At 66.0% G+C, this 14514-nt stretch carries 11 protein-coding genes; 5 read left to right on the top strand and 6 right to left on the bottom strand.

The window, feature by feature from the left end; translation table 11 throughout:
• Nucleotides 1-10: 10 nt before the first annotated feature.
• Nucleotides 11-823: a CbbQ/NirQ/NorQ/GpvN family protein gene (locus EZJ19_RS10355; RefSeq protein ID WP_131447297.1), complete on the bottom strand. Its 813-nt coding sequence runs from the start codon at nucleotides 821-823 to the stop codon at nucleotides 11-13.
• 171 nt (nucleotides 824-994) lie between these two features.
• Between EZJ19_RS10355 and EZJ19_RS10350 the strand changes: the two genes are divergently transcribed.
• From EZJ19_RS10350 to EZJ19_RS10340, 3 genes are read left to right on the top strand one after another with little or no spacing between them, the layout of a single operon-like run.
• Nucleotides 995-2083: an efflux RND transporter periplasmic adaptor subunit gene (locus EZJ19_RS10350; RefSeq protein ID WP_206199397.1), complete on the top strand. Its 1089-nt coding sequence runs from the start codon at nucleotides 995-997 to the stop codon at nucleotides 2081-2083.
• Nucleotides 2084-2090: 7 nt separating this feature from the next.
• Nucleotides 2091-5225, top strand: coding sequence for an efflux RND transporter permease subunit (locus EZJ19_RS10345; RefSeq protein WP_131447293.1), 3135 nt, complete (start codon nucleotides 2091-2093; stop codon nucleotides 5223-5225).
• Between the two features lie 56 nt (nucleotides 5226-5281).
• Nucleotides 5282-6421: a PQQ-dependent sugar dehydrogenase gene (locus EZJ19_RS10340; protein WP_131447291.1), complete on the top strand. Its 1140-nt coding sequence runs from the start codon at nucleotides 5282-5284 to the stop codon at nucleotides 6419-6421.
• Between the two features lie 90 nt (nucleotides 6422-6511).
• On the opposite strand, the gene EZJ19_RS10335 is transcribed toward EZJ19_RS10340, so the two are convergent.
• Nucleotides 6512-7282, bottom strand: coding sequence for a hypothetical protein (locus EZJ19_RS10335; protein ID WP_131447289.1), 771 nt, complete (start codon nucleotides 7280-7282; stop codon nucleotides 6512-6514).
• A 703-nt stretch (nucleotides 7283-7985) separates the two neighbouring features.
• Between EZJ19_RS10335 and EZJ19_RS10330 the strand changes: the two genes are divergently transcribed.
• Nucleotides 7986-8366: a hypothetical protein gene (locus EZJ19_RS10330; protein ID WP_131447287.1), complete on the top strand. Its 381-nt coding sequence runs from the start codon at nucleotides 7986-7988 to the stop codon at nucleotides 8364-8366.
• Nucleotides 8367-8562: 196 nt separating this feature from the next.
• Here the strand turns inward: EZJ19_RS10330 and EZJ19_RS10325 are convergent, their stop codons facing one another.
• The 4 genes from EZJ19_RS10325 to sat all read right to left on the bottom strand — a co-directional run bounded on the left by EZJ19_RS10325 (nucleotide 8563) and on the right by sat (nucleotide 13578).
• Nucleotides 8563-9516: a YkgJ family cysteine cluster protein gene (locus tag EZJ19_RS10325; protein WP_131447285.1), complete on the bottom strand. Its 954-nt coding sequence runs from the start codon at nucleotides 9514-9516 to the stop codon at nucleotides 8563-8565.
• A gap of 188 nt (nucleotides 9517-9704) precedes the next feature.
• Complete coding sequence (aprA, locus tag EZJ19_RS10320; protein ID WP_131447283.1) at nucleotides 9705-11717, bottom strand: adenylyl-sulfate reductase subunit alpha; 2013 nt, start codon at nucleotides 11715-11717, stop codon at nucleotides 9705-9707.
• A gap of 26 nt (nucleotides 11718-11743) precedes the next feature.
• Complete coding sequence (gene aprB, locus EZJ19_RS10315) at nucleotides 11744-12217, bottom strand: adenylyl-sulfate reductase subunit beta (RefSeq protein ID WP_131447281.1); 474 nt, start codon at nucleotides 12215-12217, stop codon at nucleotides 11744-11746.
• 155 nt (nucleotides 12218-12372) lie between these two features.
• A complete protein-coding gene (gene sat / locus EZJ19_RS10310; protein WP_131447279.1) occupies nucleotides 12373-13578 on the bottom strand; it encodes a sulfate adenylyltransferase in 1206 nt (401 codons plus the stop codon).
• A 213-nt stretch (nucleotides 13579-13791) separates the two neighbouring features.
• Between sat and EZJ19_RS10305 the strand changes: the two genes are divergently transcribed.
• Complete coding sequence (locus tag EZJ19_RS10305) at nucleotides 13792-14514, top strand: hypothetical protein (protein WP_131447277.1); 723 nt, start codon at nucleotides 13792-13794, stop codon at nucleotides 14512-14514.

The raw sequence follows: 14514 nt of genomic DNA, 5'->3' as shown, positions 1-14514 counted from the left end.
CGTCCGGCTCCTAGAACAGCGACGCCGACAATTCCTGGATCGCCGCCAGCATGTCGGGATCGTCGGTGACCGCCTGGGCCACGGCGCTCTGGCAGGCGACCACCGGCGCCACGCCGCCGGCGATCAGCTTGCCGGCGTGCACCAGCAGGCGGGTCGAGGCGCCTTCGTCGAGGCCGCTGCCCTTCAGGTTGCGGGTCATGTGGGCGAAGCGCACCAGCTTCTCGGCCAGGCCGGCGTCGACCCCGGCCTCGTTGGCGACGATGCGGCGCTCCAGTTCCGGGGTCGGGTAGTCGAACTCCATGGCCACGAAACGTTGCCGGGTCGACTGCTTGAGGTCCTTGAGCACGCTCTGGTAGCCGGGGTTGTAGGAGATGGCCAGGCAGAACTCGTCGCCCGCCTCGATGAGCTGGCCGAGTTTCTCCATGGGCAGGGCGCGGCGGTCGTCGGCGAGCGGGTGGATGACCACCATGGTGTCCTTGCGCGCCTCGACGATCTCGTCCAGGTAGCAGATGCCGCCGACCCGCACGGCGCGGGTGAGCGGGCCGTCCACCCAGACCGTCTCGCCGCCCTTGACCAGGTAGCGGCCGACCAGGTCGGAGGCGGTCAGGTCGTCGTGGCAGGAGACCGTGATGAGGGGGCGCTTCAGGCGCCAGGCCATGTACTCCATGAAGCGGGTCTTGCCGCAGCCGGTCGGGCCCTTGAGCAGCACCGGCAGCTTGTTCCTGTAGGCCGCTTCGAAGATGGCGATCTCGTCGCCGATCGCCTCGTAGTAGGGCTCGCGGCGGATGTAATGTTCTTCCTGGCTGAGGGTATGGGTTTCCACGGCACGCTGAGGTTCGTTTCCAGTGTCCCGATTATCCCCGAAAAAACGCCCGCTTCCGGACTAGCGGACAGTCGGGTCCGCATGCCTTTTGTCAGCTCACGGCCTTGCCAGGACGGCGCCGGCGTGGCTTCATTGCCGGGCCGTCGTCGCCCCGCAGAGAAGGACCCTTTCGTGACCGCCCGCCGCACCGCCGTCGTCCTCGCCCTGGCCCTGTCCGCCAGCCTGCTGTCCGCCTGCAAGGAGGACAAGCCGCCGGCGCCGCCGGTGCCCTCGGTCCTCGTCCTGGCGGCCGCCGGCGCCGCCGGCAGCGAGGGGCCGAGCTATTCCGGCGAGGTGCGCGCGCGCCATGAGGCGGACCTGGCCTTCCGGGTGGGCGGCAAGCTGGTGGCGCGCCTGGTCGACGTCGGTGCCCAGGTCCGCCCGGGCACGGTGCTGGCCCGCCTGGACCCGGCCGACCTGCAACTCAACGTCGCCGCCGTGCGTGCCCAGGTGAGCGCCGCCGAGAGCGACCTCGCCCTGGCCAAGGCCGACCTCGACCGCTACACGGCCCTGGCCCGCGACAAGTTCGTCAGCCCGGCCATGCTCGACGCCAAGACCACCGCCTGGCAGGCGGCCGCGGCGCGCCTGGACCAGGCCAGGGCGCAGCTGGCGGTGTCCGGCAACCAGGCCGCCTACGGCACCCTGGCCAGCGACCGGGCCGGCGTCGTCACTGCGGTGCTGGCCGAACCGGGCCAGGTGGTCGCGGCCGGCCAGGCGGTGGTGCGGGTCGCCCGTCCGGACGAGAAGGAAGTCCTGGTCTACGTGCCGGAAGGCCAGCTGGCCGCGTTCAAGGCGGCCAACTCGCTGGCCGTGACCCTGTGGGCGCGGCCCGACCTGCGCCTGCGCGGACGCCTGCGCGAACTCGCCCCGGCCGCCGATCCGGCGACCCGCACCTACGCGGCGCGCGTGAGCCTGCCCGACGCCGGCGCGGACGTGCAGTTGGGCATGACCGCCCAGGTCGCCCTCGCCGAGGACGCCGGGGTGCCCGGCATCCTGGTGCCGCTCTCGGCGGTGATCGAGCGCGGCCAGGGCCCGGAGGTCTGGGTCGTCGCCCAGGGCAAGGCCCTGCGCCGGCCGGTCAAGGTGGCGGCCTACCGCGAGGACGGCGTCGTCCTCGCCGCCGGGGTGGCGGTCGGCGAGGCGGTGGTCGCGGTCGGCGCCCACAAGCTGGTGGCCGGCCAGGCGGTGCGGCCGCTGCCCTTCAAGACCGAAGCCCGCTGAGGCGACCATGACCGGTTTCAACCTGTCCGACTGGGCCCTGCGCCACCGTGCCCTGATGGGCTACTTCATGGTCGTGCTGGCGCTCATGGGCGTGTACGGCTACCGCCACCTCGGCCAGGCCGAGGACCCGGCCTTCACCTTCAAGCTCATGGTGGTCCAGACCAAGTGGCCGGGCGCCTCGGCCCAAGAGGTCGAGGAACAGGTCACCGACCGCATCGAGAAGAAGCTCCAGGAGGTGCCCTACGTCGACCGCATCACCAGCTTCTCGCGCCCAGGCGAGTCGACGGTGATGTTCCTGGCCCACGAGTCGACCCCGCCCAAGGCGGTGCCGGACATCTTCTACCAGGTGCGCAAGAAGATCGGCGACATCCGCCAAAACCTGCCGGCCGGCATCCAGGGGCCGTTCTTCAACGACGAATTCGGGGACGTGTTCGGCAACATCTACGCCATCACCGGGCCGGGCCTGTCCTATGCCCAGCTCAAGGACTACGCCGACGACGTGCGCGACGCCCTGCTCAGGGTGCCCGACGTCGCCAAGGTCGATCTCTACGGCGTCCAGGACGAGCGCATCCACATCGACATCGACAATGCCCGCCTGGCCACCCTCGGCGTCGACCTAAACAGCCTGGCCCAGGCCCTGGCGCAGCAGAACGCGCTGGCCGAGAGCGGCTTCTTCGAGACCGGCACGGAGCGCATCTACGTGCGCGCCAGCGGGCCCTTCGACACCGTGCAGGCGGTGCGCGACACGGTGATCCGGGTCGGCGGGCGCAGTTTCCGCATCGGCGACATCGCCCGGGTCAGCCGCGGCTATGCGGAGCCGCCGCAACCGGCCATGCGCCACCAGGGCCAGCCGGCCGTCGGGGTCGGCGTCACCATGGCCAAGGGCGGCGACATCATCCTGCTCGGCGAACACCTGGACGCCAAGATCGCCGAGTTGCGCAGCCGGCTGCCGCTCGGGGTCGAGATCAACCGGGTCGCCGACCAGCCGGAGGTGGTCAGGTTCTCGATCCGCTCCTTCGTGCAGTCGCTCGCCGAGGCGGTCAGCGTGGTCCTCCTGGTCAGCTTCATCAGCCTGGGTTTCCGCACCGGCATGGTCGTCGCCCTGACCATCCCGCTGGTCCTGGCGGTGACCTTCTTCGTCATGTGGCAGACCGATACCGGCCTGCACAAGGTGTCCCTGGGCGCGCTCATCCTGGCCCTCGGTCTCCTGGTCGACGACGCCATCATCGCCGTCGAGATGATGTGGGTGAAGATGGAGCAGGGCTGGGAACGCACCCGGGCCGCCTCGTTCGCCTACGTCAGCACGGCCGGGCCGATGCTGGCCGGTACCCTGGTCACCGTGGCCGGCTTCCTGCCCATCGCGATCGCCAAGTCGGTGGTCGGCGAGTACGCCTTCGCCTTTTTCTCGGTCAACGCCACCGCCCTCCTGCTGTCCTGGCTGTCCGCCGTGCTGGTGGTGCCGTTCCTGGGCTACAAGCTGTTGCCCGACCCGCATGCCCCGAAGAGCCACGGCTGGCTGGCGACCCGCCGGTACGCCCTCATGCGCCGGCTCGGCTTCGCCGGCGAGCGCCCGGCCGGGCCGGTGGAGGAGGGCGGCCACGACGTCTACGACACGCCCTTCTACCACCGCCTGCGCCGGCTCATCGACTGGTGCGTGGCGCACCGCTGGATCGTCATCGCCGCCACGGTGCTGCTCTTCGTCGTCGCCGTGAACGGCATGAAGATCGTCCAGAAGCAGTTCTTCCCGTCCTCGGTGCGCCTGGAACTGGTGCTCGACCTGCGCCTGCCCCAGGGCGCCTCCCTCAAGGCCGTCGACACCGAGGTGCGCAAGCTGGAGCGCATCCTCGCCGCCGATCCCGGCGTCGAGCACTACACCGCCTACGTCGGCTGGGGCTCGCCGCGCTTCTACCTGAGCCTGGACCAGCAGTTGCCGGCCGCCAACTTCGGCCAGTTCATGGTCATGACCAAGTCCATCGCCGACCGCGAGGCGGTGCGCCAGCGCCTGATCAAGCGGTTCGACGAGGACTTCCACGGCCTGCGCGGCGCCGTGTTCCGGGTCGAGAACGGCCCGCCGGTCGGCTTCCCGGTGCAGTTCCGGGTCTCCGGCGCCGACATCCCGACCCTGCGCCGCCTGGCCCACCAGGTCGCCGACGTGATGCGCAAGAATCCCTACGTCTCCAACGTCCAGTTCGACTGGGACGAGCAATCCAAGATCGTCCGCGTCGTCATCGACCAGGACAAGGCGCGCTTGCTCGGCGTCAGCAGCCAGGACCTGGCCGCCTTCCTGAACGCCACCCTGACCGGCACCGCCGCGACCGCCTACCGGGAGGCCGACCGCATCGTCAACGTCGAACTGCGCGGCGCCGAGGCGGACCGCGATCAGCTGAGCCGCCTGGCCGACCTGGCGGTGCCGACGCGGGTCGGCAAGAGCGTGCCGCTGGCCCAGGTCGCCAGCCTGGAATACGCCTTCGAGCCCGGCATGATCTGGCGCCGCAACCGCCTGCCGACCATCACGGTGCGCGCCAACGTCTACGACCCGGCCATCGAGCCGGCCACCGTGACCGCCGAGATACTGCCGCGCCTGGAGCCGCTGCGGGCCGCCCTGCCGGCCGGCTTCCTGCTCGAGACCGGCGGCTCGGTGGAGGAGTCGGGCAAGGCCCAGCGCGCGGTGTTCGCCGGCATCCCGTTCTTCGTCGCCGTGGTGCTGACGGTGCTGATGATCCAGCTGCAGAACTTCCCGCGCGTCATCATGGTGGTGCTCACGGCGCCGCTCGGCATCATCGGCGTCGCCGCCTTCCTGCTCCTGTTCGGCAAGCCGTTCGGCTTCATGGCCCTGCTCGGGGTGATCGCCATGCTGGGCATGATCATGCGCAACTCGGTCATCCTGATCGACCAGATCGACCAGGACCTGGTCGCCGGCAAGTCCTGCTGGGAGGCCATCGTCGGCTCCGCCGTGCGCCGCTTCCGGCCCATCGTCCTGACCGCCTCGGCCGCCGTGCTGGCCATGATCCCGCTCTCGCGCAACGTCTTCTTCGGGCCCATGGCGGTGAGCATCATGGGCGGCCTGATCATCGCCACCCTGCTGACCATGCTGTTCCTGCCCGCCCTGTACGCGGCCTGGTACCGGGTGCGGCGGGAATAAGGCCGGCGCCGGCGCGCCTATAATGAGCCCGTCGCGGCGCGCGCACGGAGGCGGACATGGCGGTACGGATACGCGGCGGGCTCGGCCTGCTGATGGCGGCGGCGCTGCTGCTGTTGGCCGCCTGCGGCGCAGGCAGCGGCAGCCCGGCGGGCGCGTTGCGCACGGTCACCCTGAACAGCGGGCTGCAACGGCCCTGGGGCATGGTCTTCCTGCCCGACGGCCGCCTGCTGGTGACCCAGAAGGCCGGCACCATGGTCATCCTGAGCCGCGACGGCAAGACGGTCGAGACGACGCTGACCGGCCTGCCGGCGGTGGCCAGCGCCGGCCAGGGCGGCCTGCTCGACGTCGCCCTGGACCCGGACTTCGCCACCACGCCCTGGGTCTACTGGACCTACTCGGAGCCCGGCCGGGGTGCCGAGACGGGCCTGGCCGGCACCGCCGTGGCGCGCGGCCTACTGGAGAACGGCGCCCTGCGCGACATCCGGGTGATCTATCGTCAGCAGCCCAAGGTCGCCGGGGCCGGGCATTTCGGGTCCCGCCTGGTGTTCCGTCCGGACAAGACCCTGTTCGTGACCCTGGGCGAGCGCCAGAAATTCACCCCGGCCCAGGACCTGGCCACGAGCCTGGGCAAGGTGATCCGGATCAACCGCGATGGCTCCGTGCCGACCGGCAACCCGGCCATCCCGGGGGCGCGTCCGGAGATTTGGAGCTATGGCCATCGCAACCCGCAGGGCGCCGCCCTGCGGCCGGGGACCGATGAGTTGTGGATCAGCGAGCATGGTCCCCAGGGCGGCGACGAGATCAACCGCATCGTGCCGGGCGGCAACTACGGCTGGCCACGGGTCAGCTACGGCTGCAACTACGGCGACCCGGTCGGCGCCGCCTGCCGCCTGGGCGGCGGCCGCCATGCCCCCGACTACGTCGAGCCGGTCAGCTATTGGGTGCCGGTGTCGATCGCCCCGTGCGGGATGATCTTCTACACCGGCGGCGGCTTCCCGCAATGGCGCGGCCAGATCTTCGTCGGCGCCCTGGCCGGCAAGGCGCTCTGGCGCGTCCAGCTGGCCGGCGGCCGGGAAGTCGGCCGGGAGCGCCTGCTCGCCAACCTGGGCGAACGCATCCGCGACGTCAGCCAGGGGCCGGACGGCTGGATCTATCTGCTCACCGACAGCGGCAAGCTGATCCAGGTACGCGACTGACCGCGTGCACGCCCGTCGGCAGTCGGGGCAGCCGGCCCGGGAGCCGCCAGGCTGTGGTGCCGCCGGGCAACGAGGGCGCCGGCCGGCGCGTCACCGGATGACCAAGGGGATCGGCGAATAGAGCTGGAAATCGTCCGGCGAGAAATGATTGGCATGCGCGAAGCGGACTTCGATCTTCTTCGCCGTTGCGGGCACCGCGTAATCCGCGGACAGGTCCAGCCTGACGCGGAATTCCGACAACGGCTTCAGGGTCAGGAAATCACCCGGCGGCGCCCGCTTCAGCATCATCCCGCCGTACGGCAGTTCGACGCCGTCGGCCTGGACGCGAAACAGGTCGTTGCTCAATCGCCCGCCAAACCCGATGCTGGGCTTGTCGAACTTCACGGTCCGGTCCGTATCGTTGGCGATCACCAACTCGACGGTCAGCGGCTCCCGGGCGACCAGTTTCACGCCGACCGGCCATCTGGCTATCCGCGACGTCATCTTCTCCAGATCGACCCGGTACACCGTCGCCCGCTCGTCCGTGACCAGGATGGTCGAAGGGCTCTCCTTCGCCATGGCGGAGACGAACACGTCCTGGACGTCGCGTTCAAGCCGGTCGTCGTACCGGTAGTGATACAGGGTCAGTTCCCACAAGACCTTGCCGGTCTTGACCTCGGTGGCCCGGAAAAGGCCGAGGGCCCCCCACACCGCTTCATAGCGGATTCCATTGACGTCGATGGGCGTCACCCGCGCCGGAGCGATGCGGCTCGCCATCATCCGTGGGCCTTCAGGCGCCGATGCCACGTCGTCTTTCGTCATATTCAAGGTCTCCGCCGCCGCCGCATGCGCGGTCGCGAGACCGGCATGGGTGCCGAACAAGCACATCAACAAGACTGATCTGACCATGGACACTTTGATGCGCGGCCTGTTGATAAGAGCGCATTGCCTCGCCGTGCATGCGCCAGTTTGAAACGGAAGGTACTCCTGCCATGGGGCGGTGGTAGCCGACTTGCCGATCGCGGGCCAACGGCAGGCATTATGAACGACGGGTAGCAGACAACTAACGCGGAAGTTGAAGTCCTTGGGCCAGTGCTTCCGCTTCCGGGTTGGGTCGGTGCTTTTATAATATGCGTCCCAGCGTTATTTCTCCTAATGACAGAGTGCGACACTCGGAAAACTTATTCGATGTGCTCCTAACGCTCGGTTGAGCACGGCGCTGGGCCTTCATGAAGGATAAGGGAGAGGTGAAGGCTATGAATCAACTTTGGTTGACGTCATGAAATTGCCCGCTACACGGCGATATGTCTGCCTTCCTCACTTTTTCGGCGGGCTGCGTCTGTGTCAATGCAGCTTCAGCGTGCGTTGGCTGAGTATGGACGTGCCATGACCACGCCGCCAGAGAAGGCCGGTTAGCGGATTGATTGCATAGAATCCGTGGTTCCCAACCAAGAGCACGGTCGGCCCCCTCACTGGTGTTGACAGAGATGGCGAAGCCAATCGCCTTGGTTTTGGCCTGTCACCGGAGAGCTCACCTGTCCGCGTTCGGCATTCCGGACGCCGATACACTTTAGGTTTGAAAATCATGAAACAAGGTGCAGCAAGTATCTGTCTTGCAGTCGCAACGCTGAGCGGCCAGGCGCAATCGGATCCCGTATTGCCGATCAAGTCGGGCGAATACATCTTTCAGCATCGCGATGCTGAATTCCCGCATTCACCTGGTTTCCCGGTACGGGTTGTCGTTCGTGGGAACCAGATCACCGTTATAAACCCGAAACCATACGGCCCGATCCCGAGCGGTCTCATTGACCAGGCAACGCTTATGTGGCATTCGAGAACAAAACAATGGATTCTCGGCTATGCCGAGTCCGACCGTGATGCGCCGGAAGTGGGTGGATGTAGCGCTGGCCCCAATACCATTGATTTCGAGTCACGCATCATTTGGACATGCGAGGGTGGGCCGTAAGGGTGGGACTGCGGCGAGGCTCCCGTTTGTGGCGTCCGGCCTCTCCTGGAGAAGCCCCGGCTATGCGCCGGAAACCACCCGGCCTCCCCCTCGTGCGCCTCGCGGCCGGTAATCGAGGTGGTCTGATTCACGGTCGCGGGCGCAGCAACGAAAAGGCGCGCGCCGTAGCGCGGGCCTTTCTTCTACGTCTTGCCGTTCAGGACTCCGAGCCGCAGCCACAGTCGCCCGGCTGGCCGGGGGGGGCGCAATACTTCTCGTCCTCGATCTTTTCGCGGTTGGCTTCGAACTCGGCGCGGATCGCTTCGGCCTTGGCCTTCAGGCGTTCGGTCCGGGCCTCGTAGGCGCCTTCCCGCTCGGTCAGGGTCTTCTCGCCGAACAGGACGTGGCGCAGGAAGTCGGTGCCGAACTGGAGCAGCTTTTCGTCGTCGGCGACCAGTTCGGCCATCTGGTCAACCGGGATGTCGTAGGTCTTGTTGAAGGAGTCGCTGATCACGAAGGCGCGGAAGCGGTCGAGGTCGTAGTTGACCATGAAGAACAACTGGTTGGTGATCGCCGGCGGCTTGCCGATGGCCGGGCCGGCGGACTTCTTCTTCAGGATCAGCTGGCGCCAGCCGCGACCCTTCTCGTCGTACTCCACCGCGCCTTGGGTCTGGCGGTATTGGTCGATGGTCTGGGTGTCGGGCTCCTGGTGGCCGAAGCAGGTCTTTTCCTGGACCAGGGCGAAGGACAGGCGGTCGACGTATTCGTCCGAGTTGCGCACCGAGAGCAGGGCGACCGGGTAGTAGCGGCAGGCGGTGGGGCGGTCCTCGTAGACCGAGCAGCCTTCCTCGACCATGAACTGGCAGGCGGTACCGCCGTCGACGCTGCGCAGCTTGACGCCGGGGGTGCCGTCCTTGTCGATCTCGTAGGGCACCGTGTACTTCTGCAGGAACTCGCCCGAGGACATGCCCAGCCGGTTCTTCAGGCGCAGGATGTCGTACGGGGTGAGGGTGATGTCGATGTTGCTGCAGCAGGCGTTCCAGCACTTCACGCCGCGGTGGCAGCGGAATTGCAGCTGGGTGTCGCCGTCCAGCATGTTGGGCATGACCGGGCTCTGGTCGAACGGGGCGTCCTCGGCCAGGTTCTTGAATTGGGCGTCGTAGTCTTGCATGGGGTACTCCAGGTGAAGCATCGACCTGTCACGTCGTTGACGGTGGCAAACGCAAAGGCGGAAAGGCGGGCATTCTAGCGGATAACGCGCCCTCTCGTCTTGGCGCTAAAGCGCTGACAAAGAAAGGGTTTTTAGAAAAAAACCGGGCGCCTTGTGAGCGCCCGGCCTTTCAGCTTAGAGCCTGCTGCTTAGTGAGCGGCGGGCTTGAACAGCTTGGACTTGTCGACCAGGTCGACGTGAGCACGCTTGAAGCAGGTCCACTTCTTGGTGTTCTTGTCGTAGATGGAGTTGACGAAGCAGTGCCAGTTTTCCTCGTCCACCATGTTGTAGTCCATCCGGTAGTAGAAGCCGGGGTAGCGGCTCTCTTCGCGGAACTGGATGTGCTTCATGTGGGCTTCGGCGGTCAGGATGCGGTGGTAGTTTTCCCAGGCACGCAGCAGTTCGTGCAGGTCCTTGGCACGCATCTTCTGGGCGTCTTCCTTCAGCATCTCCAGCTTCTGCTCGGCCACACCCAGCATGACGGTGTTGGTCTTGTAGTAGGTGGCGACACCGGCAACGTACTCGTCCATGATCTTCTGCAGGCGGAACTGCAGCATCTTGGGGGTGATGTAGTTGGGGTTGACGTCGATGGCGGTGGTGTAGTCCTTGAACTCCATGTAGTTGCGGACCGGCTTCCAGATCGCGTCGGCCAGCTCTTCGGCGGTTTCGGCGAACTCGACCTTCAGGTCCTTGTTGTCCAGGCAGTACTTCACCATGGCCTTGGCCGCCATGCGGCCTTCGGCGTGGGAGCCGGAGGAGAACTTGTGGCCGGAAGCGCCAACGCCGTCACCGGCGGTGAACAGGCCGCTGACGGTGGTCATGCCACGGTAGCCCCAGTTCCAGCCGGACGGCAGGTGGGCGGGGGCGCCGGGCAGGGCTTCGCTGGTGGGCGCGCCGACGTCGGTCGGGCCGGAGGTCCAGATGCCGCAGCAGCCGGAGTGGGAGCCGAGCAGGTACGGTTCGGTCGGCATCAGCTCGGAGTTCTTCTTCTCGGGCTCGATGTTTTCGCCAACCCAGATGCCGCACTGGCCGACGCACATGTCCAGGAAGTCTTCCCAGGCTTCGGCTTCGAGGTGCTTCACTTCGCGCGGGGACAGGGTCTCACGCAGCTTGGCGAGGGCGGTGACGGTATCCATCCAAATCGGGCCGCGACCTTCCTGCATTTCCTTCAGCATCAGGTGGTTACGCAGGCAGGAGGCCGGCACGGCGGCTTGGCCGTACGGGGGATAGTCGTTCAGCATCTCCTTGTTCTTGGCCATGTAGACTTCGCCGAAGGCGTTGGTGGCCTGGGACTTGAAGAGCAGGAACCAGGCACCGACCGGGCCGTAACCGTCCTTGAAGCGGGCGGGCACGAAGCGGTTTTCCATCATGGTCAGCTCGGCGCCGGCTTCGGCAGCCATGGAGTAGGTGGAACCGGCGTTCCAGACCGGGTACCAGGCACGGCCGGTACCTTCACCGACGGAGCGCGGACGGAAGATGTTCACGCAGCCACCGGCGGCCAGCAGGATGGCCTTGGCCTTGTAGATGTGGATCTTGTTTTCGCGGGTGGAGAAACCAGCGGCACCGGCGATGCGGTTCGGGTCGTTCTTGTCGTTCATCAGGCGAACGATGAAGACGCGTTCCTGGATGCGGTCCATGCCCAGGGCCTTCTTGGCGGCCTCGGCCACGATCCACTTGTAGGATTCGCCGTTGATCATGATCTGCCACTTGCCGGAACGCACGGGCTTGCCGCCTTCCTTCAGCGGGGTCATGCCCTGGGCGCCGTCGTGACGCTCGCCGGTGGCGGGGTCGGTCTTCCAGATCGGCAGGCCCCATTCTTCGAACAGGTGCACGGACTCGTCGACGTGACGGCCGAGGTCATAGGCCAGGTCGTCGCGGGTGATGCCCATCAGGTCGTTGGAGACCATGCGGGCGTAGTCGGCGGGATCCTGTTCGGAGCCGATGTAGGTGTTGATCGCGGACAGACCCTGGGCGACGGCGCCGGAACGGTCCATGGCGGCCTTGTCGACCAGCTTGATCTTCAGGTCCACGCCGGCGGAAGCCTTGGCGGCTTCGGCCCAGCGGACGATCTCGTAGGCGGCGCCGCAGCAGGCCATACCACCACCGATCAGGAGGATGTCAACTTCCTCCTGGACAACTTCGGGATTAGCAAAATCAGCCATTCTTATTACCTTTCGTTAAACCGGAATTACTTGCGAATCAGCTCGGCCGGGTTGCCGACGCGGTAGCCGTTCTGCTCCATGTGGTTGAAGAAGCCGTTTTCGGCAATCTTCGCGATGTCGGCAGAGGGCTTGCCGCCGTAGGGATCGATGGAGCCTTCCGGAGTGGTGCGGATCGGGAACTTGAAGCGCTTCAGGGTGCCGTTACGGAACTTGATGGTCCACATGATGGAGTCGGAACCGCGCAGAGGCTGAACTTGGCCGCCCAGGGGGACGATGTCGGCGTAGTGACGGGCTTCGATAGCTTGCTGCGGGCAGATCTTGACGCAGGAATAGCACTCCCAGCACTGCTCGGGTTCCTGGTTGAAGGCGCGCATGGCGTGGCCGGTTTCGGAGCCATCCTTGTCCAGCTTCATCAGGTCGTGCGGGCAGATGTACATGCAGGCGGTCTTGTCCTGACCCTTGCAGCCGTCGCACTTGTCGGTACGAACGTAGGTAGGCATTACTTACTCTCCTTGTTAGCTAACAATCCGCGGTTGCCGCGGTCCATTCAGACTCCGGTCCCCAACCTTGGCCGGGGCGTATCGCGATTCCGCTTCCGGGGGGCCGAAATTCCAAATACGTTGGGGCCGGCACGCGGTCCGGCCCCTTATCGTGATTAAGCGGCCGAATGGCCCTTCAACTCGACCTTGACGTTTTCTTCGGCGCTCAGACCGGCATAGTACTTCTGCAGGACCTTGGCAACTTCCGGACGGCTGAATTCGACCGGCAGGTCCTGGCCTTCGGACAGCATGGAACGAACCTTGGTGCCGGACAGCAGGATGCGGTCGTCCTTGGTATGCGGGCAGGTGCGCTGGGAGGCCATGCCGCCGCACTTCTTGCACCAGAAGGTCCAGTCGATGTTCATGTTGACGGTCTCCAGCGAGCCCTTGGGGATCTCGTCGAAGATCTTCTGGGCGTCGAAGGGGCCGTAGTAGTCGCCCACGCCGGCGTGGTCGCGGCCGACGATCAGGTGCGAGCAGCCGTAGTTCTGGCGGAACAGGGCGTGCAGCAGGGCTTCGCGGGGACCGGCGTAGCGCATGTCCAGCGGGTAGCCGGCCTGGATCACGGTGTTGGGGGCGAAGTAGTTCTCGACCAGGGTGGCGATGGCCTCGCTGCGGACCTCAGCCGGGATGTCGCCCGGCTTCAGGGCGCCCAGCAGGGAGTGGACCAGGACGCCGTCCATGGTTTCGATGGCGATCTTGGCCAGGTACTCGTGGGAGCGGTGCATCGGGTTGCGGGTCTGGAAGGCGGCGACGCGGCTCCAGCCCATGGATTCGAACTTGGCGCGGGTCTCGGCTGGGGTCATGAACTGCTCGCCGTACTTGGCCTTGAAGCCGCCGTCGGACAGCACCTTGACCGGGCCGGCCAGGTTGTACTTGCCCTGGGCCATGACCATCTTGACGCCGGGGTGGGCGTCGTCGGTGGTCTTGTAGACCTGCATGCACTCATGGGCCTTGTCGATCTCGTACTTCTCGGTGATCTTCATGGTGCCCATGATCTCGCCCTCGTCGCTGACCAAGGCGACTTCGTCGCCGGCCTTGACGGTTTCGTCGTCGGTGGACAGGGTGACCGGGATGGGCCAGAACAGGCCGTTGGCCATCTTGTAGCCGTCGCAGATGCCGAGCCAGTCGGAATGGGTCATGAAGCCGTCCAGCGGGGTGAAGCCGCCGATGCCCATCATGATCAGGTCGCCGGTCTCGCGCGAGGACATCTTGACCTGTTTGAGGGACTGGGCGCGGGCCTTCTCGGCGGCGAGGGCGTCACCCTCGAGCAGGAGAGGCTTCAGTTCGCCACCACCGTGGGGGTTCACGAGACGGGACATGCTGGCTCCTTAGGATAATAGTTTGGGAGGTTCGGACTACCGAGTGGGCTGGCAGGATAGCACGTGAACCCCCCCTCCTAATCCAACTTATTTATTTGCAAATAAAGTTTTTCGATATTTTTATGCGCTTATAAGTGCCTGTTTGTTAATAATAAAATCATCCACTATAGGGCTGTGGGCGGTCCGGCTCATTAATGGATAGAATGCGACACCATGCCGCACCGCATTCCCCGGGTCTATTTCCTCGTCGCCGCCGCCGTACTCTTGGCCGGCTGTGCCGACAACGCCATCCAGCGCAAGAGCGGATCGCCGTCGGAGCGGCCGTTTACCATCGAGAACCTGGCCAAGACCGACATCGACATGGTCTGCGAGCTGACCCAGCGCGAGGTGGTCGCCGGCCTGCGCCGGCTCACCCTCAAGCTGTACCGGCGCAATCCGGCCGAGCACCGCAAGGCCGGCTACGACAACCCGGAACGGGCGGCCGCCGCCATCTTCAGCGCCATGGCGAACTGGGAGACCTCCGGGGTCAGCCGGGTCGACTGGGCGGAATCGCTGCGCCTGGCCTTCAACGAGAATTACGCCGGCGACCGGGTGCACGCCTACATGCTGGCGCTGACCGTGATGGTGATGGCCAGCTACCACCATCACACGCAGTTCTATATGACCGACGAGCTGAGCGCCCAGAGCCTGTACAACAGCGCCCGCAACCTGGAGACCGCGGTCTGGAAGCTGGGCCACGCCCGGAAGGCGGACGGCAGCCTGTTCCTGCTCAGCAACGCCACCGGCGAGGAGGGCCAGAACCTCAGCTTCGAGCGCGAGTTCGGCAAGCTGATCGCCGAGCAGGACCTGCTCGGGCTGATCATGGAGGACAAGAACAACCGGGCCATCAACCGGGTCATCCAGAACGTGGCGTCGTTCGTGCTCCTGCCGGTGTAA

The sequence above is a fragment of the Parasulfuritortus cantonensis genome (genome assembly GCF_004337445.1).
GTDB lineage: Bacteria > Pseudomonadota > Gammaproteobacteria > Burkholderiales > Thiobacillaceae > Parasulfuritortus > Parasulfuritortus cantonensis.
Note: the sequence above shows the minus strand (reverse complement) of the source record. Positions and strands in the feature narration are given on the sequence as shown.